Origin of the sequence: Cephaloticoccus primus (assembly GCF_001580015.1) — a bacterium.
Taxonomy (GTDB): domain Bacteria; phylum Verrucomicrobiota; class Verrucomicrobiia; order Opitutales; family Opitutaceae; genus Cephaloticoccus; species Cephaloticoccus primus.
In genome coordinates this window covers 103,930-127,879 of sequence record NZ_LSZQ01000012.1, presented here as the reverse complement: position 1 = coordinate 127,879, position 23,950 = coordinate 103,930, and the positions used below count along the sequence as shown (strand labels likewise).

Sequence of the window (23,950 nt, the reverse complement as noted above, 5' to 3'; positions counted from 1 at the left end):
ATCCGCCCAAACGGGTTTTGGCTTCATTCGTGTTCTGGGATTCTCCCTCTGTCGCAGAGCGACAAGGAGAGGTCCCTTGATTTGCGATTTTGTTTGGGCGCAAAGCGCACGAGCAAAATCGCAAATTAAATGGCAAGTGGCGCCCCGCCACCGCTCCACGCGCAGTGGGGCTTTTTTATGGACGCGACTGGCGGCCCGATCAGCGTGGCGAGACAGTGAATCGAGAGGACGTAAATCTCTACCTGGTCGGGTTTATGGGCACGGGCAAAAGCACGGTGGGGCGCGCGGTGGCGCGGCGGCTGGGCTTCGCCGTGCTCGATAGCGACCACGAGATCGAGCGGCAGCAGGGGCGCCCGATTGCCGAGATTTTTGAGCGCGAGGGGGAGGCGGCGTTTCGCGCGATGGAGCGCGCGTTTATCGAGCGCGGGCACCCGCCCACTCGCACCGTGGTTTCCTGCGGTGGCGGGCTCGTGGTGCAGCCCGGGATGCGGGAGACGTTACTCGGGCTGGGCGTCGTGGTGTGCTTGCACGCCTCGGTGGAGACGGTGCTTGAGCGCACGCGCCGACACCACAACCGCCCGCTCCTGGAGGTCGAAGATCGGCTGGCGCGGCTTCGCGCGCTCTACGCGGCGCGCGAACCGATTTACCGCCGCGCGGGCAGCCTCGTGCTGACCGATGGGCGGCCGCTGGCGGATGTCGTGGCGCATGTCCACCGCGTGTGGCGGCGCGAGGCCGCGGAGTTTGCCCGTGCGCACCCCTAGGCTTGGCAGCGTGTCGCGATGAGTGCCGCCCGAGCCGCCGTTTCCACCTCCCCCGCAGTGGAGCCGCAAGAGCAGTTGCGCGCGCGGCTGCGCGAGCTGGGTTTTGACGAGGTGCGCTTCGCTGCGCTGCACAAGCTGGACGGTCGGCCCCTGCGCGAGTGGCTCGCAGCAGGGATGCACGGCGACATGGCGTGGATGGAGCGCAGCGTGGACAAGCGGCTCGACCCCACGCAGGTGTTGGCTGGCGCACGCTCGATCATCATGCTGGGCGTCAACTACTGGCCGGGCGGCGAGCTGCGGCAGCGCGGGCCGCAGTGGGCGCGCTACGCGCTGTGGGAGGATTACCACGACACGATCAAGGTGGCGCTGGCGGAGGCGGGCCGCGCGGTTGAGGCGACCTTCGGCGTGGGCAGTGGCGACTACCGTTACTACGTCGATACGGGGCCCGTGATTGAGCGCGGCTGGGCGGCCAAGGCGGGCCTCGGTTTCGTGGGGAAAAACGCGATGCTGATCTCGCGCACGCACGGAAACTGGCTGTTCCTCGCCTCGATTTTAACGACGGTCGCGCTGCGGCCCGATCCGCCCGTGCGGCAGCAGGCGAGCGATTTTGCCGACGTGGGGCTGCTCTGCGGGAAATGCACGCGCTGCCTCGATGCGTGCCCGACGGCGGCCTTTGCCGCGCCCGGCGTGGTGGATGCACGGCGCTGCGTTTCGTACCAGACGATCGAGAACAAGGGGATCATCCCGCGCGAGTTGCGTGCGGGGATCGGGCGGCGGATCTACGGCTGCGATACCTGCCTGAAAGTCTGCCCGTGGAATCGCTTCGCTCAGGCGGGGAGGGCACTCCTGTTGGCCGCGCGGCACGATTTACCGGAAATTTCGCTGGAAGAGCTGCTGGCGCTGACGCCGGAACGTTTTGCAGAAGTTTTCCGGCGCACGCCGATCAAGCGGCTGAAGCTGCGCGGGCTGTTGCGCAACGCCTGCGTCGTCGCAGGAAACCTGGCGGCGGAGCTGCCGGAGGCCGAGCGGCGCGCGCTCATCCCGCCGCTGTTGGCGCTTGCGCAACACGAGCTGCCTCTGCTGCGCGTGCATGCGGTCTGGGCACTGCACCGGCTCCTGGGCGTAAACGCCGCCGCAGCCCTGCTCGCCCCCGCGCGCACCGCAGAAACCGATGCGGACGTGCTGGAAGAATACACCTGGTGGGCCACCGCGCCCCAAGGCGTGTCATTAGTCGATTGAGGTAATGGCCACATCGTGGAGGCAGGCAGCCACTACGCGTGGGGGCGGGAGGGCGGTGGCGGGTCGCCACGTGCCATTGAATTTGGGAATCGGCCCCGTCGCTGCGCGACGAAGACGATTCCCAAATTTAACGGACCATTCCCCTGTCGTTTCACGACAGGGAGGAAGGCTTTAAATGCGGATGGAGCGCGTACCCATTTGGGCGCGGCGAAAAAGTTTACGGGTTAAATCTCCCGCCCGACCGGAGGTCGGGAGTTCCTTATTGAGCGGCTTATGTATTGCGCGAAACGCGCGATACATAAGCCGCTCAATAAATGGGTGTAGGCACCGCCTGCCGCCCCACGCGCAGTGGAGTCTTCGACTCTTTTATTATGCGAGCCGCTCGTTGGCGTCTCCCCAGTCGTAGGGCGGTTCGTCCTTTAGGGATTCCGCAGCGGCGGCCTCGCACCAGCGCATGACCTCTTGCTCTTCCTGGCTGTTTTTCAGTGCTGCGACAGCAGACTCTGCACTTCGGCGCATGGCCTCGTCGAAGGCTGGATCATCAACATCGGGCAGCCACAGGACATAGGGGCGCAGCTTTACATTACCGAAGTGACTGCGGCGCCTTGGTTGAGGCGGAATCTTGATGGTGATTCCGGCGGTATCGTTCATAAGGGGCGGCTCCTTTGCGGTGAGGTCTATGCGTCCGGCCTCCAGTCGCAAGCAGCGAGCACGACACACGCGCTAGCCCGCGAAGGCGGCGTTCATCCTTTCGGCGAAGTGCGGTGGCGGGCGCACGGGGCGGCCTTCGCGGTCGATAAAGGCGTGGGTGGTTTTGGCGGTGGCGAGGAGCTCGTCGCCGCGGCGCACTTCGTATTCGAGGACGATGCGCAGGACCGGTTTTTCGCGCAGCGTGGTGAGGATCGTAAGCGTGTCGTCGTAGACGGCGGGCCGCAGGTATTTTGCCGTTACTTCGAGGACGGGCAGCCGGTAGCCCATCTCTTCGAGTGAGCGGTAGGGCAGCCCTTGCTCGCGCAAGAGCGTGGTGCGCCCGATTTCAAACCAGGGCAGGTAGCTGCCGTGGTAGACGACGCCCATCATGTCGGTCTCCGCGTAGCGGACGGTGACTTCGCTTCGGGAAGTGATCATAGGTTTTTTGTTAAAAAAAATCGGAGTCGCCCGCGCCTCCTGCTGTCGAGGCCGCATCGGTGTGCGGCTCGTTTTGCAGCGGCGGTAGCGTTTGAGCGCGCGGCGGTTTTACGCCGAGGAGTGCGGCGGCCGAGTCTTGCCAGCTTTGGCGTCGCGCCCAGGTCGGGCCTGCTGCGCCGAGACGCGCGCGCAGGGCATCGTCGGTGACCAAGCGGGCGAAGGCGTCGCGCAGCTTTTCGAGTGAGTCTGGCCCCTCGGGCACGACGAGCAGGCCGTTTGGCGCGGCGCGGTCGGTGGACTGATTTGTTGGTCGCTCGTGCGCTGACTCTCGGGAGTTTTTGCCGCCCGGATTATTTGTCTCTGCGCAGACGGCTTCGCTCACACCGCCGATGTCGTGGGCGACGATGGGCAGCCCGTGCGCAGCGGCCTCCAGATAGACGAGGCCGAAGCCCTCGACGCTCGGCCCGTGCGCCACGCTGGTGAGGGCAAAAATATCGGCCTGCGCGTAAACCGCCCCGAGTTGCTCGTCAGGTACGTCGCCCAAAAACTTGACGCACAGGTCGGGCGCTGCTGCGGCGGCCTGCGCGCGCAGTTGCTGGGCGTAGCGCTTGCCCGCCCCGCGCTCCGCGCTGCTGCCGACGAGCCAGTACTCGACGCGCCGCCGGAGCTCGGCGGGCAGGGCAGTGAGCGCGGCGAGTGTGCGCTGCTGGCCTTTGCGCGGATGCAGCCGCCCGACCGTGAGGATGATCAGCCGCCGCTCGCGGCTACGTTTTGGAGCCGGCGGGTTTGCTTCACTTTGGCCGCCCGCAGGTGACGCGGTTGGCGTGGCCTCGGCAAAGTCGTGCCGCAGTGCGCCGGGGCTCAGGACGAAGCGCGCGCGCGCCTCGGGGAAGTGCGCGAAGAGCAAGTCGCGCGTGTAGCGCGTCAGCGTGCTGATGCGGTCGGCGCGCGCGATCAGGCGGCGCAGCAGCGCGCGGTGAAGCAGGTTGCGGGAAAGCTTCAAAATGTCGGAGCCGTGAAAGGTAAGCGAGAGCTCGCGCGGGCGCAGGCAGAATTGCAGCCACAGAAAGGCGAGGATGGGCCCGGGCTCGACGAGGTAGACGCTGGCGTGGCGCAGCCACTGCCGCTGGCGCAGGAGCGCGCGCGCCAGCTTGAGGCGGCAGCCCAGGTCGTGCGAGCCGGCCAGTGGCAGCCGCCGCAGCCGAAAGGGGAAGCTGCGCTCGGGCGCGCCACGCGGCAGCGCCTGCGCCCACACCTCGACCTCGTGCCCGAGCGCGCTGGCCGCCCGGGCGATCTCCTCCACAAAGGTCGCGATGCCGCCCCGCCGTGGGTAAAACTCGTGCGTGATAAACAGGTGTGTGCGTGGGGGCGGCTGCGGCATGGCGAGAGCGGGAGGGGGGGCGGCGAGTAGCCGCGCAGTAGGCCCCCTGGCGCGGTGGATATCCAGAAAACTCGGTGCGGCCTTTTTATGCTTTCCGGGAACATTGGTGGAGGGACGCGGCCCCACTCATTTCCTTAAATCAAAGTCTGGTGTTTCTACGTATCCTCTACGCAATCTGTGGCTCGCTGCCTCAAGGGAAATACGTTTACATTAGAAAACCCCGCCAGCTACATCCTTCCCCCCGATGACAGACGTAAACGCATCCGTATCTCCCGCGGGCAACCGCCCCGCAGACAAGCAGCCCAGGCCCTTTTCTGCGGAGGACGAGGTGGCGCTGCGCGAATCGCTAAAACGCTGCTCATCTGCGACTTTGGAGGCTGCGTTGAAGTTCCTGAAGACGGGCGACGTCGAGCCACTCCCTACGGTCGTCATCGGCGTGATAGAGCGCTTCGTAGATCCCGATCTGCGCCCCAAGCTCCAGGAGGGCAACGACGAGCTGCGGCTTATTGAAGACCTGGGCATCGATTCGCTCACGATGATGGAGATCGTCATCCTCGTCGAAGAGACCCTGCGCATGACGATCAACAACGACGAGCTGCGCAACCTCCGCACCGTCGGCGACATCAAGGTATTCATCGACTGCAAGGCCCGCGGGCTGCCTCCGCCGCAACCGGCGAAGTTTTTGCCGATCGAGCAAATCGCCGCCGTGATGCCGATCCAGCCGCCCTTCCTGTTCCTCAACGAGGCGTCGATCAGCTCCACTCACGCCAGCGCGAAATACAAAATCACGGGCGAGGAGTTTTTCCTGAAAGGGCACTTCAAGAACAACCCCGTCCTGCCGGCCTCCATCATGCTGGAGGCGCTCGGGCAGCTCGCCGTCCTCTATCTGCTGGAAGGCTTTGAGCCGACCGAGGCGGGCAAGGTGGTAAACGCCGAGCAGATCTTCTTCACCGGCTGCGAGGGCGTGCGCGCCCATCGCGTGTGCCGCCCGGGCGACGTCCTCTCGCTATCGATCCGGCCCAAGCGGGCGAAGATGCCGCTGGCGACCTTTGAGGGCGCGATCCGCGTCGGCCAGGAAAAGACGGCCATCGCCGAAGAGATCACGCTGACCTTTGGGCTAAAGGACGCGCCTGCGCCCGCCGCCGCGCCTGAGGCTGAGGCATCCGCAGCATCCGGAGGGGCGGGAGGGGCGGCTCCCGCGAGCGTCGTGGCGCCCGCCTCGCCCGCAACCACTGGCACCACGAGCAGCAGCAGCCCTACCGCCTAGTCGGCACCGCGCGAAAATCCACTCTACTCACATGGCTGGCAGGGTGTTCATAACGGGCCTCGGGCTCATCACGAGCATTGGCAACGACGTGCCGAGCGTGACCGCGGCACTGCGCGAGCTGCGCCACGGCATCCAGCTTTACCCGCCCTTTGCGGGTGACGACGTGCCGGTAAAAGTTGCCGCTCCCGTGCGCGGCTTCGATACGGCGTCAAACGATCCCGAGGACTGGACTTACCCCGATGCCTACCGCATTCGCCGCGAAGTCATCCGCGGGATGGCGCCGCACGGTCTCTACGCGTGGTGCGCCATGCAGCAGGCGATCACCGATGCGGGGCTCGGCGAGGCGGACTTTGCCAACAATCCGGACACGGGCCTTTACGCGGCTTCGGGCGGCTCGCCCCAGCTCATGGGCTACATGCTGGGCCGTATGCACCAGCTCGGCGTCATGCGCTGCTCGCCGCTGGGCATCGTGGCGGCGATTTCCGGCACGCTGAATTTCAACCTTGTCGCGCACTTCAAGATCAAGGGCGCCTCGTGCGGCTTTTCCTCGGCCTGCGCGTCATCGGCCCACGCGCTCGGCTACGCCTACGACGACCTCGTCCTCGGGCGCGCGAAGCGGATGTTCGTCGTGGGCGCGGAGGATGGAAATGTGGACAGCATCCTGCCCTTTGCCGGGATGCGCGCGCTCTCGCTCCAGCGCGACCCCGCGCTCGCCTCGCGGCCCTTCGACGCCGCGCGCGACGGTTTTGTGGGGACAGGCGGCGCGGCGGTTCTCGTCCTCGAAACCGAAGACGAAGTGCAGCGGCGCGGCGCGCCCGTTTACGGCGAGGTTGCCGCCTGGGGCCAGGCCTCCGATGGGCACAACGTCGCGATCTCGCACCCCGAGGGTGAAGGGCTCGCGCTGGCGATGCGCCGCGCGCTGCAAGCCGCGCAGCTCGCGCCGGGCGACGTCGATTACATCAACGCGCACGCGACCTCGACGCCCATCGGCGACCTCTCGGAAGTCCGCGCGATCAAGTCTGTCTTTGCCGGATCGGGTGAGGAGGGCGGGGCGGGAGGGCGCTCGCCCGCCTCGCCCGCGATCAGCAGCACCAAGGCGTTGACCGGCCACGGCCTCTCGCTGGCGGGCGCGATGGAGAGCGCATTTTGCGCCCTCGCGCTGCGCGAAGGTTTCTTGCCCGGTTCGGCGCACATTGCGCAGCTGGACCCCGAGTGCGCCGGGCTGCGCATCTTGCGCAAAACGGTGGCCGAGCCGCCGCGCGTGGTTTTAAACAACAGCAGCGGCTTCGGCGGGGCCAACGTCAGCGTCGTGCTCAAGCGCGCGTGAAGCACCCCGCGCTGCCGCGTCGTTCCTCCAAGCCCTTTACTACGTGCCTGCCGCCGCTCACCGCCGCCTCTCTTCGCTGTACCGCAGGGCCTTTGTGAGCGGGGCGAGCACGGGTCTCGGGCAAGCCTTCGCGCAAATGCTCCTCGCCGAGGGCGTGGACGTGTGGGGCAGTGCGCGCGATGTGGCGCGCCTGGCACATCTGAGCACGGAGTTTTCGGGAAACGCGACAAACGCCGGCGTGGCGCCAGGCGCGGATACTGCGAACACGGCAGTCGCAAACCTAGGCGCACTCGAGGGGGATTACCCGCGCGGCCGCCACGGCCGGTTTACGCCGGTGGCGCTCGACTTGGCGGATGGTGCGGAGGCCGAGCGGATTTTCCGCGAAACGGCGGCGCAGGCGTGCGGCGGACAGTGCGAAAACGCGGGCGGCGACCAGTGTGAAAACGCGGGCGGTTTCGACATCGTGATCAACAACGCGGGCTACAGCGTGTTTGGCGATTTCGCGGCGACCGACTTCGCGCACTGGCAACGGCAGATCGAGGTGATGCTCGTCAACACTGCGCGGCTCGCCCACGCGGCACTCGGCGATTGGCGCGCGCGCGAAGCGGCGGAGCAGGGCAGGCGCGAAGTGGCGTCGGACGCGTTGCCGCCGCGCCCAAGGGCACTGGTCAACGTCTCCTCGCTCGCGGCTGAGTTTCCGCTGCCTTACCAGACGAGCTACAACATCGTGAAAGCCGGCCTCACCGCGCTGAGCGAAAGCCTCATGATCGAAACCGCGGGCACGAGCTTGAGCGTGATCGACCTGCGCCCGGGTGACTACCGCACCGACTTTGCCCGCTCGGTTTTGTATCTGGGCGAACACCTTGAAGAGCTCCATTTTGACGCGGGGGCAACGACCCCGCTATCCAAAGAGCGAAAGGCCGACGTGCCTCCATCGGAAGCACGCAAGATAGAACGGTTGAAGACGGCGAAGGCCGCTTTTGAGCGGCTGATGCAGGGCGGGCCGCCGCCCGAGCATGCGGCGCGCGCGCTGCGCCGTGCCCTGCTGCGCTGCCGCAGCACCACGCTGCGCTGCGGGCGATTTTCCCAGGCCGTGCTCGCGCCGCTCCTCGCGCGCTTTGGCTCGCTGGCCCTCAAGCGGCGTGTGCAGGCGCGCTACTTCGATGTGTAGCGCCCGACAGGAAACCACCCGATATGTCGAAACTGCGGATCCTCGTTCTCACCTCCAGCACTGGCGGCGGCCACGACGCGCGCGCAGAGGCCTTTGCGGAGTGGTGCTTCGAGCTCTACCGCCATCAGGTCGATGTGCGGATCGAGCAGATGTTGGAGAAGTCCTCGTGGGTCGCGCGCCTCGGGGTAAACCTCTACAACTGGATCCAGAAAAAGTCGCCCTGGATGCACAAGGCGTTCTACGCGGTAGTCGAGGGGCTGAGCTTGATCAATGGCCGTACGGTCACGCTGGGGCGAGGTTACTACCTCGACGTGTTGCGGACGTATCGGCCGCACCTTGTCTTTAGCGTGCACGACTGCCTCAACCGCGGCTACTTCCAGCTCGCGCGCGCGGTGCTCGGCGAGGGGCCGGCGGGCCGGGGCGGGAGCGGCGGGAGAGTGCGCACGGCGACGTATTGCGGAGAGTTTTCCGGCGGTTGGGGTTACTCGATCAACTGGATCGAGCCGACCGTGGATCGGTACTTCTCGCGCACGGCGACGGCCAACGACTACGCGGTCAAGAAAGGCATCCCGCGCGAACGCACCCGGGTGCGCGGGCGGCTGATGCGCCCGCGCGAGCATCACGAGGTGCTGATGCATGACGAGCGGGAGCACTTCCTCTCCCATCAACTGGGCCTGCGCCCGGGGCTCTTTACGGTGTTTCTGGCGACGGGGGGGAATGGGGCGAACAACCACCTCGCGCTGCTGCCCACGCTACTGCGCCATGCCAGCCGCTGCCAGGTCATCCTCATCTGCGGGCGCAACCGGGAGGCGTACAACACGCTCATCCACTGGCGCGCCAACCACCCCGAGCTGCGCTGCCACATCGAGGGCTACACGGATGTCATGCACCTGCTCCTGCAAGTCAGCGACTGTGTGGTGACGCGCGGCGGCACGACGACTTGCGCGCAGGCACTCGATCACGGTTGCCCGATTATCTTTAACGCCTTTGGCGGGATCATGCCGCAGGAGGAGCTGACCTGGAAATTTTTCCACAATGGGGCGGCCTCACCCCGGATCGAAAACGCGGGCGATTTCGAGGCTCTGATCGACCACTGGATGCGCGAGCCCGCCGCTTACCGCGCGGTGCGCGACCGCTTCCGCGCGGCCCGTTATACGGAGGATCCCACGCTCCTGATTGATGAGCTCGTGGCACTGGCCAACGAAGTCTGCCAGGCCGAGCTCACCCGCTACCCGTGGGCAGAGCCTCCGCTGAGTGCCGCTCGCCCAGGCGCGACGGCCGAGGCCCTGCACCAAGGCTGAGCTCCGCCCGGGGGGGGGCTGCGCGGTGCGCGTGGGCGCGCGGCGCTGTGGGCACGCATCCGTTCGCGTAACCACTGGGCTGGCAGGTGCTTTTGATGGGTACCCCACCTCGGTGGGGTGGGTTTGGGAGGAGTTTTTTTGCGCGAGATCCCCCCCTATCTGGAGGGGGTGGTTTTTTGATTAGCTTTATCAGCGTCTGCGCAGCGCGAGATTAGCCTAAGTAAAAGTCGCGTGAAATGGGGCCTGTTGCGTGGGTTTTGGGTTGTTAGGCGCATGCGGAATCCGCGATCTGTTTTCCCGCCATTGAAAAACTTAAATACATTCCTCGAACAAATCCGTCAGCGCGATCCTTCGCAGCCTGAGTTCCACCAGGCGGTCGAAGAGGTTCTCATGAGCCTTTGGCCGTTTGTAGAAAAAAATCCGCGTTACGCCTCGGCGGGCCTCCTTGAGCGCATCGTCGAGCCGGAGCGCGTCATCATGTTCCGGGTGCCCTGGGTAGACGATAAGGGCGCCGTCCAGGTCAACCGCGGTTACCGCGTGCAGATGAACAGCGCAATCGGCCCCTACAAGGGGGGGCTGCGTTTTCACGCTTCGGTGAACCTCGGGATCCTCAAGTTTCTGGCCTTCGAGCAGGTGTTTAAAAACTCGCTCACCACGCTGCCGATGGGCGGCGGCAAGGGCGGCTCGGACTTCGATCCGCACGGTCGCAGCGATGGCGAGGTGATGCGCTTCTGCCAGTCGTTCATGACCGAGCTGCACCGCCACATCGGCGCGTCGCTCGATGTGCCCGCAGGCGACATCGGCGTGGGGGGCCGCGAGATCGGCTTCCTCTTCGGCCAGTACAAGCGCCTGGCCAACGAGTTTGCCTCCGTGCTCACGGGCAAGGGCCTCGCCTACGGCGGCAGCCTGATCCGCCCCGAGGCGACCGGCTACGGCTGCGTGTACTTCGCCCAGGAGATGCTCAAAAAGCGCAAGCTCAGCTTTGAGGGCCGCCGTGTGGCGATCTCGGGCTCGGGCAACGTCTCGCAATACTCCGCAGAGAAGGCCATCGAGCTCGGCGCCAAGGTCATCTCGCTGTCCGACTCGGCGGGCACCGTGCACATCCCGGACGGGCTTACCAGCGAGCAACTCGCGTGGGTCATGGATCTGAAAAACAACCGCCGCGGCCGGATCGCGGAGTTTGCCCAGGAGTACAAGCTGGAGTTCCTCGCGGGGAAGACGCCCTGGGCGCTGCCTTGCGACATCGCGCTACCCTCGGCGACGCAAAACGAGATCCACGCGGCCGATGCCGAGACGCTCGTCAAAAACGGCTGCGTGTGCGTGGCCGAAGGCGCCAACATGCCGTCGGACCTCGGCGCGGTAGAGGTCTTCCTCAAGGCCAAGATCCTCTACGGCCCGGGCAAGGCCGCCAACGCGGGCGGCGTCGCTACCAGCGGCCTGGAGATGAGCCAAAACGCGATGCGGCTTTCGTGGACGCGCGGCGAGGTGGATAACCGCCTGCACGCGATCATGAAGAGCATCCACCACTCCTGCCTGGAGTACGGCACGCAGAAAGACGGCTTTGTGAACTACGTGGACGGCGCCAACATCGCCGGCTTCGTCAAGGTCGCCGACGCCATGCTCGAACAGGGCATCGTCTAAGCGCTTCGAAAGCTCTCGCGGGCGCGGCCCCCGTTGGGCCGCGCCCGCTGAAGGCGGTGGAAGCCTGCGACTTTTGCCCTGTCGCGTTGCGACAGGAGGTTCAAACGTAACGAAAACCCATTGGGGCGATTTTTTCAGTTAACGAGTGAATCTCTTAGCCGACCGAAGGTCGGGAGTCCCTTACTGTGCGGTTCGTGTGTCGGGCGTTTCGCCCGACACACGAACCGCACAGTAAACGGGAGCAGGCACCGCCTGCCGCCCCACGCGCAGTGGATGATAAGATTAACCCTTGGAGAAAAGACCTATGAGACTGTGTTCCCTGGTTTCTGGATTTTTTCTGGTGGGCGGTGTTGCGCCTGCCTTTGCTCAGGCCGCCGCTCCTGAGGCGGCGCCAGTCCTCAGCGCGGGCGACACGGCCTGGATGCTGACTTCGACGATGCTGGTCATCCTCATGATCGTGCCCGGGCTGGCCTTGTTTTACGGCGGGCTCGGCCGCTCGAAGAACATGCTGTCGGTGCTGATGCAGGTGTTCACGCTCTTCGCGCTGATCCCCATCTTGTGGGTGATCTACGGCTACAGTCTGGTGTTTGCCGGAGGCGGTGCGCTCTACGGCAGCTTCGATAAACTGCTCTTGGGCGGTATCACGGCGGACAGTTTGTCGGACACGATCCCGGAGTACGTGTTCGTGGCCTTCCAGTCGACTTTCGCCGCCATCACTTGCGCGCTGATCGTCGGCTCCTTTGCCGAGCGCGTGAAGTTTGCGGCGGTGATTACCTTTGCCGTGCTGTGGTTCACCTTCAGCTACGTGCCGATTGCGCACATGGTGTGGGCACCGGGCGGGCTGCTGTTTGAAGATGGCGCGCTCGATTTCGCAGGCGGCACGGTCGTCCACATCAACGCGGCGATGGCGGGCCTGATCGGCGCGTACATGATCGGCCCGCGTGTGGGCTTCGGCAGGGAAGCGATGCCGCCGCACTCGCTGGTCATGACGATGATCGGGGCCTCGCTGTTGTGGGTCGGCTGGTTTGGCTTTAACGCGGGCTCGGCCCTGAGCGCGGGCAGCACGGCGGGGCTCGCCTTTGTTAACACGCTTCTGGCCACCGGCGCGGCGGCGCTGTCGTGGAGCGCGGCGGAGTCCTGGCTCAAGGGGAAGTGCTCGATGCTCGGCTCGGTGTCGGGTGCCGTGGCCGGGTTGGTGGCGGTCACGCCTGCGGCCGGTTTTGTCGGGCCTGCGGGAGCGATCGCGCTGGGGCTGCTGTCTGGTGTGGCCTGCCTGTGGGGAGTCGGCGGGCTGAAGCGGATGCTGCGGGTGGACGATGCGTTCGACGTGTTTGGCGTGCACGGCGTGGGCGCGATCCTCGGCGCAGTCCTGACGGGCGTGCTGGCGGCACCCTCGCTGGGCGGCACGGGAGGCGCCGATTTCGGCATGGCGCACCAGGTGCTGGTGCAGCTCAAGAGCGTGGCGATCACCCTCGCTTGGTCGGGCGCGGTGTCCTTTGCCGCCTACAAACTGGTGGATCTCACCATCGGCCTGCGCGTCTCCGAGGAAGCCGAACGCGAAGGGCTCGACATCAGCAGCCACGGCGAAACCGCCTACCACTCGTAGGCGGAGAGTGCCCGCGGCCCCTCACCCGCTCGACGCGCCGCCTTGTGCTCTCCTTGCTCCCGGCGGCTTCGCAGAGGTTTTCGCGGAGGGCAGGGGAGGGCGCGGCGGTGGGGCCACCGGCCACCGGGGCCTTTGCCGCACCGTTTTTCAGCGGATGGTGCGGCCGCCGTCGATGACGAGGTTGCTACCGTTGATCATGGCGGCGTCTTCGCTGGCGAGGTAGGCCGCGGCTGCGGCGATTTCTTCGGGGCGGGCGAAGCGGCCTACAGGGATTTCGCGGCGGGCTTGCACACCGCGCTCGCCGCTCCAGGTCGAGCCGGAGCCCATCGGGGTGTCGACGACGGTCGGCGAAATGCAGTTTACGGTGACGCCGCGGGGGCCCCACTCCAGCGCCATGCAGTAGCTCATGCCGAGCAGGCCGGCCTTGCTGGCCGAGTAGGCGGCGTGCCCGTCGATCCCGATCAGTGCCGCCTGCGAGGCGAGGTTGACGATGCGGCCCCAGCCTCGCTCCAGCATCGGGCCGGCGAAGGCGCGGCAGAGCAGGAAGGGCGCGCGCAGGTTTACACTCATCGTGCTGTCCCAAATCTCGGTGCTGAGCGTCGCGGCGGGGGCGAGCGGGGCGATGCCCGCGTTGTTGATGAGGATGTCGATCGGGCCGAGCTCTCGCAGCGCATCTGCGGCGAAGCGGGTGATGGCGGCTTCGTCGCTGAGGTCGACTCGCCACGCGCGGTGTGGTGCGCCGAGCTCCGCGGCGAGCTCTGTGAGCGCGGGTGAGCTGTCGACCAAGGCGAGCGTGGCTCCGGCTTGTGCGAAGCGCTGCACGAGCGCGTGGCCGATGCCGCCTGCGGCTCCAGTGATGAGGACTCGTTTGCCAGCGAAGTTTGCGGCTGTCGCCGCACAGGCTGCCGGGCGGGTATTCCTTTTTCCATCGGGCGGCACTGCGAGAGCGGATGATGTGGGGTTCGCAGTCGCACGGTCGTTATTGGCCGCAGCAGTCGGAGGGGAGGAGGAGGCGGGGCGGGTAGTCATGGGGTTAAGCTTTCGCTTGACAGGGTTTAAAAGGGGATGAAAAAAAGCGCCCTAGTTTGTTTGTTTTAGCAACAAACAAACAGAAGTAACCCCTCCTTTTCCCTCTACCCTTCGCTTTTCCGGTTCCAGTCCTCCCCAAACAACAATGAAACAGGCCGCCCCTGCCTCAAAATGCCGTTCGCCGCTCTCCTCGGCGAACTCGATAAAAGCCCTTGGGATTCACTCCTTTGTCTGGACGGGCGGGAGTACCCAGCAGGAGCTGGACAAGGCGATCCGCGCCTCCGCCGAGCTGGGCTACCAGTTGATCGAGTTTCCGCGGCTCGACCCGAAAAAGTTTGATGTGGCCTGGCTGGCCCGCCGGTTGAGCGAGTGCGGGCTGAAGGTTGTGGTCACGCTCGGGCTGCCGCTGCACTGCGATGTTTCCAGCGAAGATGCGGAAACGGTGGCCCGGGGGGAGGCCTTTCTGGACGATGCGGTGCGGATCACGCGCGATCTGGGCGGCGAGAAACTCGGTGGCATCGTGTTTTCCGCGCATACGAAGTACCAGACGATGCCGACCCGGCGGGGATGGAAAAATAGCGTGGAGGTGCTGGGCCGTGTGGCCGAGCGCGCGAAGCGTGCGGGAGTTTCCATCAATCTGGAGATAGTAAATCGCTTCGAGAGCAACTTGCTCAATACAGTCGCACAGGGGCTTAAATATATTCGGGAGAGCGGTTCGGATAATCTGTTTTTACACCTCGATACGTTTCACATGGCGATTGAGGAGTGCGATCCGGCGGCAGCAGTGCGGCTCGCCGGAGATAAGCTGGGCTACCTGCACCTCGGCGAAAACTATCGCGGTGCGCTCGGTACGGGGACGATCAACTTTTCGGCTATTTTTGATGCGCTGCTGGAGATCGGCTACGATGATGCGATTACCTTTGAGTCTTTTTCGCATGCGGTGGTTGATCGCGATCTGTCCATTACCTGCGCGATCTGGAGGGATACGTGGAAGGATAATCGGGAGCTGGCGCGTCAGGCCAAGTCGTATATCGAGTTTGAATTTGCGCAGGCACAGGCCCGGCTGAAGGCCCGTCGGGCAGCGTGTATCAATCCGTGAATAAACGAATGAGGAAATAGAGTGCGCTTAACCGTTATTACTTCCCGTGAGCGAATGATATTTACCTGACCCCTGCCACAAAGACACACCCACACAATGGCTACACCACAATCTATCCGCCACTTGAACGAAGTGCAGGTGCTCAATACGCTGCTGCGCCACGGGGCTTTGAGTCGGGCTGAGCTCGCCCGTCGGGTCGGCCTGAACCGCTCCAGTATCGGCAGTGTGGTGGGCGGATTGGTGGAGGCGGGGCTCTTGCGCGAGCGTGAGCAACGCCCTGAGCCCGAAGCAGTAAACGAGCAGGTCGGTCGCCCGGGGATCGCGATTGAGATCAATCCGGAGGGCGGGGCGTTTATCGGGGTGGAGATCGGTATTGAGCGCCTGGCGGTGATGGTGGTCGATCTGGCGGGGGAGGTGATCGGGCGGCAGGCCGTGGCGTACGACACGGCAAATGTCGCTCCACAGGACACCGTTCGCCGGATCGGGGGGCTGGTGGAGGAAGCTCGCGCGCGCCTTGCCGGTGTCGCCCCGATCCGCGGGCTGGGCGCTGCCATCCCGGCACTGGTCGATGAGGCCGGGACGGTGGTCAACGGCCTGGTACTCGGGTGGCGCGATGTCCCGCTGCATCGGCTCTTGCTCGAAGAGCTTGGGCCGGCTGCGGCTGATTTTCCGGTCGCGGTGGAGAACGATGCCAATGCTTTTGGCGTCGCCGCGCTGTGGCGCAATCCGCCGCTCATGGAGGGCACGGTGGCCTTTTTCACGATGGAAAATGGCGTGGGCGGGGCGATTTTTCACAACGGCGAACTCTTTCGCGGCAGTTTCGGCTATGCGGGCGAGTTTGGGCACCTGCTTTTGTCCGAGCCGGCGCCGATCACCGCGCAGCAAAAGCGCCGTCCGGCGGCACATTTTGAAAACCACGTCGGGAAAGACGCGGTACTGGAGAGCTATCGTACGGCGGGCGAGGGAGCGGCTCCCCGAGCGGGGGGGCCCTCCGGCGGATTGTCTGCGCTCATTGCGGCGCATCAAGCGGGCGAGCCCGCCGCGCGCCAGGTCGTGCGCCGCTGGGGTGAAAAGATGGCTCAAGGTCTCACGCAAGTCAGTGCGATTCTCAACCCGCACAGCATCATCCTCGGAGGGGCGGTGGCCCCACTGTTCGGGCTCGCGGGAGAAGACGTCCGCGCTGCGCTGCACCGTGAGTTCATCGATGGATTTCCGATGCCCGAAATCCAGGTCTCCCCGCTGGGGGAGGATGGCACGCCGCTCGGGGCTGCCCTGCTGATGCACCGCAAGTTTTTCTCGGTGGATGCCCAGGTGCTTCCCAAGCCCAGCCTGAGCTAAGCCCACATTTTCCCGCCCAACTTTTGCCCCTCTCTCACGAATCCCATGAAAGTAGTCACTATTGGAGAGATCGTCGTCGAGATACTCGCGACCTCGCGCGGGGCGGGCTTTTTGGAGCCGCTGGAGCTGCTGGGGCCCTTTCCCTCGGGCGCGCCCGCGATTTTTATCGATCAACTCGTGCGCCAAGGCCAGTCCGGCGCGATCATCAGTTGCGTGGGCGACGATGATTTTGGCCGCCTGAATCTCCAGCGTTTACAGCGAGACACGGTCGATATCTCTGGAGTGCGGGTACACGCGTCTGCGGCGACGGGGAGTGCCTTTGTGCGTTATCGTGAGGACGGTAGTCGTGATTTCGTTTACAATATACGCCACAGTGCGAATCAGTATATAGAGCTGAATGCGGAGGCCGAATCGATTATAAAAGAGGCCGCTCACCTGCATGTGATGGGTTCTTCGTTGTTTTCGGGAGGAGTGATCGATCTGATCGATCATGCCCTGGGAGATATAAAAATCCGCGGGGGGACGGTGTCCTTTGATCCCAATATCCGCAAGGAAATGCTCGGGAGCGACGAGTTGCGCTCAGCTATGGAGCGGGTGCTTGAGCAGACGGATTTGTTTATGCCCAGCGGTGAGGAGCTGTTCCTGTTTAGTTCGCAGGTTGAAGAAGCGGCTGCACTACAGGATATTCTGGACCGTGGTGTGGAGGCAATTGTCTTGAAACAAGCGCGCGCCGGATCGCGTTACATCAGCCGCGGGGGGGATATTTCGGTGCCGGGCTTTGATGTCGAGGAGCTCGACCCGACGGGGGCCGGAGATTGTTTTGCGGGGACTTTTGTTGCGCGGTGGTTGCAGGGTCAGGCGCCGGAGCGGTGCCTGCTTGCGGCGAATGCTGCGGGGGCGCTGGCGGTTACGCGGCGCGGCCCGATGGAGGGCGCGAGTACCGCTGCCGAGGTCGATCATTTTATTACAATAAACAAGGTAGTCTTATGAGTATTCAGTTTCTTGAAAACCTGCCCAAGGCGCGCGCCGCGGGTCAGCGCGCGGGCATCACCTCGGTGTGCTCGGCACATCCTGTTGTCATCCGCGCCGCGCTGCGCCACGGGCTGGCGGACGACGCGCCGGTATTGATTGAGGCCACTTGTAATCAAGTGAATCAGGACGGGGGATATACAGGGATGACGCCGACGGATTTTCGCGCTTTTGTGGAGCGCGAGGCGGCCCAGGTCGGCTTCCCCAAGGAGCGGATCCTATTTGGCGGAGATCACCTCGGGCCCAATCCCTGGAAGCATCTCCCTGCTGAGCAAGCACTCGCAAAAGCGGAGGTCATGATCGCCGAGTTTGTGCGTGCGGGGTTTTCCAAGATCCACGTCGACACGAGTATGGGCTGTCTCGGTGAGCCGGCGGCTCTGGCCGACGAGCAGACCGCCGGGCGCGCGGTGCGCCTGGTAAAGGCCGCCGAAGCGGCGCGAAGCTCCAGTGAGGCTCCTGTTTATATCATTGGCACCGAGGTTCCTGTGCCCGGAGGCGCGGTCGAGTCGCTCGATCATATGCAAGTGACCGATCCCTCCGCGGCTCGCCAGACAGTGGAGATTCACCGCTGCGCATTTGAAAAAGCCGGTTTGACCGAGGCTTGGCAGCGCGTGATCGGCCTCGTTGTACAACCCGGAGTCGAGTTCGGACACGAAGATGTGATTATTTACGAGCCCGAGCGGGCGCAGGCTCTATCAAAAACACTGGATGCACTCCCAGGCTTTGTTTTCGAGGCACACTCCACAGATTATCAGCCCCGCGCTGCGCTCTCCTCCCTCGTGCGCGATGGCTTTGTTATTCTAAAAGTGGGGCCAGAGCTGACTTTTGTTCTGCGCGAGGCGCTTTATGGACTCGATGCCGTTGCCAAAGAACTGGGGCTTGCCCCCGAGCGTCCCGGTTTAAAGTCGGTCGTTGAAGCCCGTATGTGTGCCGAGCCCGGCCACTGGAAAAACTATTATATGGGTACAGGGCCGGAGCTCTATATCCAGCGCCACTACAGCCTGTCGGATCGGATCCGCTATTATTGGCCAGATAAACAGATCGAGGCGGCCGTCGATCAGCTCCTGTCCGCATTCAATGGAGTAAAAATACCCCCTCCGCTCATTCGCCAATATTTCCCGGGGATAATCAAGCCGGATGCTGGCCTGCCCCCAGCCAGCACCGCCGGTGAACTCATGGAACAAGCCGTTATCGAATCCCTGAATCGGTACAAATACGCAATAAAAGAGTAATTTTACTCAAGTAAAAATCACTGACGGGACTCACAAGAATAAGGCATTCGAAGTGAGTGCTGGAGGGACTCCTTGTCCCAGAATCGTGCCCTACACCTTTACCCCTAGTCCGAAACCAGCAAAGCAAACCATGCAAATAAACACCAATAAAACGAATGGAGTAAGTCGTATTACGATGCTCTTGGGAATGTTGATCGGCTCGTTCACGAGTCTTTCGGCAGCCGAAGCAGAGCATTGGAATGGCGACTTGAAGGCGTATTTTCGCACAGGAATGACCGAGGGGATGAACCCCGACCGGAGCTTCAAGCTGCCGGGGGCTCTTTCCAAATACCGGTTAGGCAACGAGTTTGAGCAGTACCTCGAAGCCTTTTTGAAGCAGGATCTGGCCCGCTTTGGCGATGGCTCAATAGTGAGCGCAACGCTGGGCGGTGTGTTTAATCATCCCTACGGTGTACACAGTTATACCAATGGCGAAGGGAGCACCCGCCTGCCCGAAGTGCTCCTTGGCTGGCGCAACTTGCCGTGGCTTAACGGTGGCGCAATTATCGCCGGCCGGATGGTTTATCTGAAACAGGCTGATGTACATATTAATGACTTCTTCTACCGCAATATGGCATCGGGGCTGGGAGCGGGTGTGCAGGATGTGCAACTCGGCAAGCTGAAGGCGACCTGGTTCCTCTCGCGCAAAGACAAGCTGTCTCAGGAATATTATGTGAACCGCAATGACCTCCTGATCGAAGGTATTGATACAAACACAGGCGGCAGCCTGGAGTTTGGCCTGAACCACGTGGAGAAGGACAAACACCGCGCGGGGACGAGCTGGGGCTGGGCCGCTCATGTGCGCCATCAGCAAAAAATCGGCGAGCAGTCGAAAAATAATCTGGTGCTGCAATATGGGGAAGGGCCGGGCACGGGTCTGGGTTTTACCGGGGATGTTTTCCTGAATCGTGATAACAACCGCTGGCGGATCGTGGAAGCTTACGAGTGGCAAGGCGAGCGCCTCGGCGGCCAGGTCACAGGTATTTGGCAGCGCGACCGATTCGCCAATGGCGCCACGCAGGATTGGATTTCGGTCGGTGGTCGCGCCAGCTACGGCGTCAGCGATCGCATCAAGCTGACGCTGGAAATCGGCCACGATGAGGTGAACCCGAGCGGGGCTGCGCGCCGCAGCATGACCAAGTACACCTTTGCCCCGAGCTTTTCGCCTAAAGGCACAGGCTTTTGGAGCCGCCCGGATATCCGTATTTTCTATACGTGGGCGCAGTGGAATGGTGCTGCGCAGCGTGCAGCCGACTTTGTCGCTCCGGGGACTGCGCTTTCCTCCTCGGGGGCTTTCGGTACGAGTCGCCACGGAGGGAATTTCGGCATACAAATCGAGTTCTGGGGCGGCTACACGCCCACAAAAAGGATCATCAAATACATGGGCTGGTAAGCTTATGTAACACCTAAAACCCCAAAAAAAGCGACTTGGGGCCAAACCCCAGGTCGCTCCCCCAAAAAAAATCATGCCAAGACCGCTAAAAGACAAAATCGCCGCTGTCACCGGTGCGGCTTCCGGAATCGGCCTCGCGACGGCTCAGGCACTCCTCTACGCGGGAGCCAAGGTCGTCTTGATCGACAAAAACGAGCGCGCGCTCAATGCCGTCTGCGACGGGCTGGGCGAAGCCGCCATCCCGCTGGTTCTGGACCTGCTGGATACTGCCCAGTGCAAGCGGCTTGCCGATGAGCTGCTCGCGGCAGTCCCGCACGTGGATATATTTCACGCCAATGCGGGGATCTATATCGGTGGCGACCTGGTTGATGCCGAGCTCGATAATATCGACCGCATGTTGCAGCTTAATATAAATGTGGTGATTAAAAACGTACGCTCGATCATCCCTCATATGATCGAGAGGAAGACCGGTGATATCATTGTAACCAGCTCTTTGGCGGGCCACAGTGCAGTCGCCTGGGAGCCCGTATACTCTCCCTCCAAGTGGGCGACGCATTCCTTCGTGCAAATCATGCGTCGGCAACTGCTGCCACACGGGATTCGGGTGGGCTCGGTTTCCCCGGGGCCGGTGAGCAGTGCACTTTTGGCCGATTGGCCGGAAGAGAATCTGCGCAAGGCCAAGGAAAATGGCAGCATCATCGAGCCCGCTGCGATTGCCGATGCCATCCTCTACATGCTCACGAGGCCGCGCAATGTGACGATCCGCGATATGGTTATCATCCCCAGTAGCTTTGACCTGTAAGATACACTAAAACCCCAATACGAAAATGTTCAGACTAAAAAAACTTATCCCCCTGTTTATCGCTGCGCTGGCCCCTGCTGCGCTCGCCTTTTCTCAACCCACAGAGATTGTCGTCGCGGCAGTCAATAATGGGCAGATAATTGATATGCAGCGGCTGACCTCGCACTTCGAGCAAGCCAATCCTGATATAAAAGTCACCTGGGTGACGCTTGAGGAGAATACGCTGCGCCAGCGCGTGACTACCGATATCGCTACCAAGGGCGGCCAATTCGATGTCATGACAATCGGCTCCTACGAGGCCGCACTCTGGTCGACCAAGGGCTGGCTGCTCCCGATCGAGACAGATGAGTCTTACGATGTGGATGACCTGCTGCCCGTGATCCGCGATGCGGTTTCCCACGAGGGGCAGCTCTATGCGCTCCCATTCTATGGGGAGGCTTCGATGCTGTATTATCGCAAGGACCTGGCGGACAAGCTTGGCTTTGTGATGCCGGATAATCCGACCTGGGAACAGGTGCGCGAGTTTATCCAAAAAGCGCACGATCCAGAGCATGGTATCTACGGTGTCGGTCTTCGCGGGCAGCCGGGCTGGGGCGCGAATATGGCCTTTCTCACGCCCTTGGTACATACTTTTGGCGGACAGTTCTTCGATATGAACTGGAAGCCTGCGATCAATACTCCGGCCTGGGAGCAGGCGATCGGATTTTATGTGGATATCATGAAAAAATACGGCCCTCCCGGCTCGACCTCGAATAATTTTAACGAAGTCCTCGCTTTGTTTAACGAGGGGAAATGTGCCGTATGGGTCGATGCGACGAGTGCCGCCTTGTTTGTAAGTGATCCCGCCCAGTCCAAAGTGCATGACAAAGTCGCTTTTGCGACCTCGCCGACAGGCCCCAGCTCCAAGGGCGCACTCTGGATATTTTCATGGAATCTTGCCGTTCCGGCCAGTACGAAAAAAGCGGAGGCAGCCCAGCGCTTTGCCAAATGGGCCACTTCCAAAGAATACGTACGACTCGTCGCTCAAGAAAAGGGCTGGCACCTCGTGCCGACAGGCACGCGCAAATCGACCTACGAGATTCCTGAGTTTCAGGCCGCCGCCCCGTTTGCAAAGACTGAGCAGCGCATTTTAAACGGGATAAAGAGCCTGGATGATCAGACCGAGGCCCCCTCGCCGTATAAAGGCCTGCAATATGTTGTGATCCCCGAATTTCAGGCGATTGGTACAGGTGTGGGGCAGCATATCAGCGCGGCACTCGCAGGTAAAACTACGGTTAAGAAGGCGCTTGAGGCCTCACAAAAACTGGCCGAGCGTGAAATGCGTAAGGCGGGTTATTATAAAAAGTAGCCCTCTCCTGTTAGCCCTCTGCTCTGCTGTTTGAGGCCGGGCAGGGGGCGGTTCTCGCCCCTACGAGGCCTGTTTCGCGCCCCTATCCCCGCTCTATCGATTTCCCCTATGTCCCGCCCCATTTCTCGTTTCGTGCCTCGTGCATTGATGGCGCCTGCCGTGGCGGTGCTCGTGGTGTGGATGCTCGTCCCGCTGTTGATGACGATCTATTTTTCGCTCATCAACTACAACTTGCTCCAGCCCGGGGAGCATTCCTTTGCCGCTTGGGATAACTATCTCTACTTTGTAACCGATCCTGACTTCTTTCCTGCGGTTTGGCAGACGCTTGTTTTTCTATCTACAGTGATCCTGTTTACGGTTGTCCCCGGGATACTGTTGGGGCTCCTGGTCAATGAGCCTTTCCCGGGCCGCTCCATCGTCCGTGTGCTCCTGATTTCGCCGTTTTTTGTTATGCCCACGGTGAATGCACTCCTGTGGAAGCACATGATGATGAATCCCGTTTACGGTGTTCTCGCGAGTGTGTGGAAATTCTTCGGCCTGACGCCTGTCGATTGGCTGACCGATGTTCCCCTTCTTTCCATTATCATAATGGTGTCGTGGCAGTGGTTGCCCTTTGCGTGTTTGATTTTCATGACGGCCTTGCAATCGCTGGACAGAGAGCAGATCGAGGCAGCGCGTATGGACAGGGCGAGTGGGGTACAGCGCTTTTACTACCTCATATTGCCCCACCTCGCGCGGCCAATCGCGGTCGTGATCATGATCGAGATGATCTTCCTGCTCAGTGTCTTTGCGGAGATTTCAATCACCACCTCAGGTGGCCCGGGGAATGAGAGTACGAACCTGACCTACCTGGTGTATAAGCAGGCGCTTGTTAATTTCGATGTCGGGGTGGGCTCGGCGGGGGCACTTTTTGCGGTGATCCTCGCCAATATTGTTTCGGTCTTTCTTATCCGTGTTGTCGGGAAAAACCTGGATTAATCGCCATGTCTTATTCGCGAAAAAAACTTGGTAAATGGCTGCGCGCCTTATCGGCCTGGGTGCTGGCTGCGTTGCTGTTCTTCCCTCTAGCCTGGCTGTTTCTAACGGCCTTCAAGACTGAGCTTCAGGCGATTGCCGATCCGCCCCTGGTGGCTTTCGCCCCGACTCTGGAGAATTTTGCCGAAGTACAGGTGCGCAGTAACTATCTGTTATATGCACGTAATTCCCTGATTACGAGTGTGGCTTCTACGTTACTCGGCTTGGCCCTTGCGCTGTCAGCGGCCTATTCAATGGCGTTTTTCCCGACGCGGCGCACGCGAGGGATATTGATGTGGATGCTCTCTACCAAGATGATGCCGGCCGTCGGCGCGCTTGTCCCGCTCTATGTGATTGCGCAGAAAACGGGCCTGCTCGACTCGCTCACGCTGCTGACTTTGGTTTTTACCCTGATCAACCTGCCGATCATCGTATGGATGATTTATAGCGCGTTAAAAGATATCCCTCACGAGATATTGGAGGCGGCGCGTATGGATGGGGCCAAGCTGTGGGGAGAGTTTCGCAATGTGGTGCTGCCCTTGACCCGGGGCGGGATCGCCTCCACGGGCTTGTTGTGCCTGGTGCTGAGCTGGAACGAGGCGTTTTGGTCGCTTAACCTGACGAGCGCCCGGGCGGGTACATTGGCTGCATTGATCGCCTCGTACTCAAATCCGGAAGGTTTGTTTTGGGCGAAGCTTTCGGCGGCCTCGCTTATCGCCATCGCGCCAATTATGGTCTTCGGTTGGTTTAGCCAGAAACAATTAATCCAGGGCATGACTTTTGGTGCCGTTAAATAGGAGCTCAC

General features: G+C 62.4%; 21 protein-coding genes. 17 read left to right on the top strand and 4 right to left on the bottom strand.

Annotated features, from left to right (window positions below; all coding sequences use genetic code 11):
- Nucleotides 1-164: 164 nt before the first annotated feature.
- Both AXK11_RS01630 and queG read left to right on the top strand, forming a co-directional pair.
- Nucleotides 165-761 (top strand): shikimate kinase, encoded by a 597-nt coding sequence (locus AXK11_RS01630; RefSeq protein ID WP_231865714.1) that lies wholly within the window; start codon nt 165-167, stop codon nt 759-761.
- Between the two features lie 18 nt (nt 762-779).
- Nucleotides 780-2,000, top strand: coding sequence for a tRNA epoxyqueuosine(34) reductase QueG (gene queG, locus AXK11_RS01625; protein WP_068628656.1), 1,221 nt, complete (start codon nt 780-782; stop codon nt 1,998-2,000).
- A gap of 369 nt (nt 2,001-2,369) precedes the next feature.
- On the opposite strand, the gene AXK11_RS01620 is transcribed toward queG, so the two are convergent.
- The 3 genes from AXK11_RS01620 to AXK11_RS01610 all read right to left on the bottom strand — a co-directional run bounded on the left by AXK11_RS01620 (nt 2,370) and on the right by AXK11_RS01610 (nt 4,509).
- Nucleotides 2,370-2,651, bottom strand: coding sequence for an antitoxin MazE-like protein (locus tag AXK11_RS01620; RefSeq protein WP_068628654.1), 282 nt, complete (start codon nt 2,649-2,651; stop codon nt 2,370-2,372).
- Between the two features lie 72 nt (nt 2,652-2,723).
- Complete coding sequence (locus AXK11_RS01615) at nt 2,724-3,128, bottom strand: acyl-CoA thioesterase (RefSeq protein WP_068628652.1); 405 nt, start codon at nt 3,126-3,128, stop codon at nt 2,724-2,726.
- A 10-nt stretch (nt 3,129-3,138) separates the two neighbouring features.
- Nucleotides 3,139-4,509 carry a glycosyltransferase family 4 protein gene (locus AXK11_RS01610; RefSeq protein WP_068628650.1) on the bottom strand — a complete coding sequence of 457 codons (1,371 nt, stop codon included), beginning with the start codon at nt 4,507-4,509 and terminating at the stop codon, nt 3,139-3,141.
- 244 nt (nt 4,510-4,753) lie between these two features.
- Between AXK11_RS01610 and AXK11_RS01605 the strand changes: the two genes are divergently transcribed.
- The 6 genes from AXK11_RS01605 (at nt 4,754) to AXK11_RS01580 (ending at nt 12,822) form a co-directional block, all read left to right on the top strand.
- Nucleotides 4,754-5,776 (top strand): ApeI family dehydratase, encoded by a 1,023-nt coding sequence (locus tag AXK11_RS01605; RefSeq protein ID WP_068628648.1) that lies wholly within the window; start codon nt 4,754-4,756, stop codon nt 5,774-5,776.
- A 31-nt stretch (nt 5,777-5,807) separates the two neighbouring features.
- On the top strand, nt 5,808-7,103 hold the full coding sequence (locus tag AXK11_RS01600; RefSeq protein ID WP_068628646.1) for a beta-ketoacyl-[acyl-carrier-protein] synthase family protein: 1,296 nt from the start codon (nt 5,808-5,810) through the stop codon (nt 7,101-7,103).
- Nucleotides 7,104-7,146: 43 nt separating this feature from the next.
- On the top strand, nt 7,147-8,274 hold the full coding sequence (locus tag AXK11_RS01595; protein WP_068628645.1) for an SDR family NAD(P)-dependent oxidoreductase: 1,128 nt from the start codon (nt 7,147-7,149) through the stop codon (nt 8,272-8,274).
- A 23-nt stretch (nt 8,275-8,297) separates the two neighbouring features.
- A complete protein-coding gene (locus AXK11_RS01590; RefSeq protein WP_068628643.1) occupies nt 8,298-9,575 on the top strand; it encodes a glycosyltransferase in 1,278 nt (425 codons plus the stop codon).
- Between the two features lie 273 nt (nt 9,576-9,848).
- The gene (gene gdhA, locus AXK11_RS01585; RefSeq protein ID WP_068628642.1) at nt 9,849-11,216 is read left to right on the top strand and encodes an NADP-specific glutamate dehydrogenase; all 1,368 of its coding nucleotides are present in this window, start codon (nt 9,849-9,851) and stop codon (nt 11,214-11,216) included.
- Between the two features lie 304 nt (nt 11,217-11,520).
- Entirely contained in the window at nt 11,521-12,822 is a 1,302-nt protein-coding gene (locus AXK11_RS01580) for an ammonium transporter (RefSeq protein WP_068628641.1), read from the top strand.
- A gap of 147 nt (nt 12,823-12,969) precedes the next feature.
- Here the strand turns inward: AXK11_RS01580 and AXK11_RS01575 are convergent, their stop codons facing one another.
- Nucleotides 12,970-13,851 (bottom strand): GolD/DthD family dehydrogenase, encoded by an 882-nt coding sequence (locus tag AXK11_RS01575; RefSeq protein ID WP_082780744.1) that lies wholly within the window; start codon nt 13,849-13,851, stop codon nt 12,970-12,972.
- A gap of 202 nt (nt 13,852-14,053) precedes the next feature.
- Here AXK11_RS01575 and AXK11_RS01570 point away from each other — a divergent pair, with 202 nt between their 5' ends.
- The 9 genes from AXK11_RS01570 (at nt 14,054) to AXK11_RS01530 (ending at nt 23,942) form a co-directional block, all read left to right on the top strand.
- Nucleotides 14,054-14,950, top strand: a complete 897-nt coding sequence (locus AXK11_RS01570; RefSeq protein WP_068628700.1) for a sugar phosphate isomerase/epimerase family protein — start codon at nt 14,054-14,056, stop codon at nt 14,948-14,950.
- A gap of 96 nt (nt 14,951-15,046) precedes the next feature.
- Nucleotides 15,047-16,288: an ROK family transcriptional regulator gene (locus AXK11_RS01565; protein WP_082780743.1), complete on the top strand. Its 1,242-nt coding sequence runs from the start codon at nt 15,047-15,049 to the stop codon at nt 16,286-16,288.
- Nucleotides 16,289-16,333: 45 nt separating this feature from the next.
- The gene (locus AXK11_RS01560) at nt 16,334-17,278 is read left to right on the top strand and encodes a tagatose kinase (protein ID WP_068628636.1); all 945 of its coding nucleotides are present in this window, start codon (nt 16,334-16,336) and stop codon (nt 17,276-17,278) included.
- On the top strand, nt 17,275-18,549 hold the full coding sequence (locus AXK11_RS01555; protein WP_068628634.1) for a D-tagatose-bisphosphate aldolase, class II, non-catalytic subunit: 1,275 nt from the start codon (nt 17,275-17,277) through the stop codon (nt 18,547-18,549). Before AXK11_RS01560 ends, AXK11_RS01555 begins: the two co-directional genes overlap by 4 nt.
- A gap of 130 nt (nt 18,550-18,679) precedes the next feature.
- Nucleotides 18,680-19,981, top strand: a complete 1,302-nt coding sequence (locus AXK11_RS01550; RefSeq protein ID WP_082780742.1) for a carbohydrate porin — start codon at nt 18,680-18,682, stop codon at nt 19,979-19,981.
- A 73-nt stretch (nt 19,982-20,054) separates the two neighbouring features.
- Nucleotides 20,055-20,783: an SDR family oxidoreductase gene (locus AXK11_RS01545; protein ID WP_068628629.1), complete on the top strand. Its 729-nt coding sequence runs from the start codon at nt 20,055-20,057 to the stop codon at nt 20,781-20,783.
- Between the two features lie 25 nt (nt 20,784-20,808).
- The gene (locus AXK11_RS01540) at nt 20,809-22,131 is read left to right on the top strand and encodes an ABC transporter substrate-binding protein (RefSeq protein ID WP_068628626.1); all 1,323 of its coding nucleotides are present in this window, start codon (nt 20,809-20,811) and stop codon (nt 22,129-22,131) included.
- 120 nt (nt 22,132-22,251) lie between these two features.
- Nucleotides 22,252-23,109, top strand: a complete 858-nt coding sequence (locus AXK11_RS01535; protein ID WP_068628698.1) for a carbohydrate ABC transporter permease — start codon at nt 22,252-22,254, stop codon at nt 23,107-23,109.
- A gap of 5 nt (nt 23,110-23,114) precedes the next feature.
- Nucleotides 23,115-23,942, top strand: a complete 828-nt coding sequence (locus AXK11_RS01530; protein WP_068628625.1) for a carbohydrate ABC transporter permease — start codon at nt 23,115-23,117, stop codon at nt 23,940-23,942.
- Nucleotides 23,943-23,950: the final 8 nt, after the last annotated feature.

Excerpts from the sequence above, each read along its gene's own strand:
- AXK11_RS01540 (WP_068628626.1), top strand. The coding sequence starts at position 20,809 with ATGTTCAGACTAAAAAAACTTATCCCCCTGTTTATCGCTGCGCTGGCC.
- AXK11_RS01550 (WP_082780742.1), top strand. The coding sequence starts at position 18,680 with ATGCAAATAAACACCAATAAAACGAATGGAGTAAGTCGTATTACGATG.
- AXK11_RS01545 (WP_068628629.1), top strand. The coding sequence starts at position 20,055 with ATGCCAAGACCGCTAAAAGACAAAATCGCCGCTGTCACCGGTGCGGCT.
- AXK11_RS01575 (WP_082780744.1), bottom strand. The coding sequence starts at position 13,851 with ATGACTACCCGCCCCGCCTCCTCCTCCCCTCCGACTGCTGCGGCCAAT.
- AXK11_RS01610 (WP_068628650.1), bottom strand. The coding sequence starts at position 4,509 with ATGCCGCAGCCGCCCCCACGCACACACCTGTTTATCACGCACGAGTTT.
- AXK11_RS01530 (WP_068628625.1), top strand. The coding sequence starts at position 23,115 with ATGTCTTATTCGCGAAAAAAACTTGGTAAATGGCTGCGCGCCTTATCG.
- AXK11_RS01615 (WP_068628652.1), bottom strand. The coding sequence starts at position 3,128 with ATGATCACTTCCCGAAGCGAAGTCACCGTCCGCTACGCGGAGACCGAC.
- AXK11_RS01580 (WP_068628641.1), top strand. The coding sequence starts at position 11,521 with ATGAGACTGTGTTCCCTGGTTTCTGGATTTTTTCTGGTGGGCGGTGTT.
- AXK11_RS01565 (WP_082780743.1), top strand. The coding sequence starts at position 15,047 with ATGGCTACACCACAATCTATCCGCCACTTGAACGAAGTGCAGGTGCTC.
- AXK11_RS01600 (WP_068628646.1), top strand. The coding sequence starts at position 5,808 with ATGGCTGGCAGGGTGTTCATAACGGGCCTCGGGCTCATCACGAGCATT.
- AXK11_RS01590 (WP_068628643.1), top strand. The coding sequence starts at position 8,298 with ATGTCGAAACTGCGGATCCTCGTTCTCACCTCCAGCACTGGCGGCGGC.
- AXK11_RS01620 (WP_068628654.1), bottom strand. The coding sequence starts at position 2,651 with ATGAACGATACCGCCGGAATCACCATCAAGATTCCGCCTCAACCAAGG.
- AXK11_RS01605 (WP_068628648.1), top strand. The coding sequence starts at position 4,754 with ATGACAGACGTAAACGCATCCGTATCTCCCGCGGGCAACCGCCCCGCA.
- AXK11_RS01560 (WP_068628636.1), top strand. The coding sequence starts at position 16,334 with ATGAAAGTAGTCACTATTGGAGAGATCGTCGTCGAGATACTCGCGACC.
- gdhA (WP_068628642.1), top strand. The coding sequence starts at position 9,849 with ATGCGGAATCCGCGATCTGTTTTCCCGCCATTGAAAAACTTAAATACA.
- AXK11_RS01555 (WP_068628634.1), top strand. The coding sequence starts at position 17,275 with ATGAGTATTCAGTTTCTTGAAAACCTGCCCAAGGCGCGCGCCGCGGGT.
- queG (WP_068628656.1), top strand. The coding sequence starts at position 780 with ATGAGTGCCGCCCGAGCCGCCGTTTCCACCTCCCCCGCAGTGGAGCCG.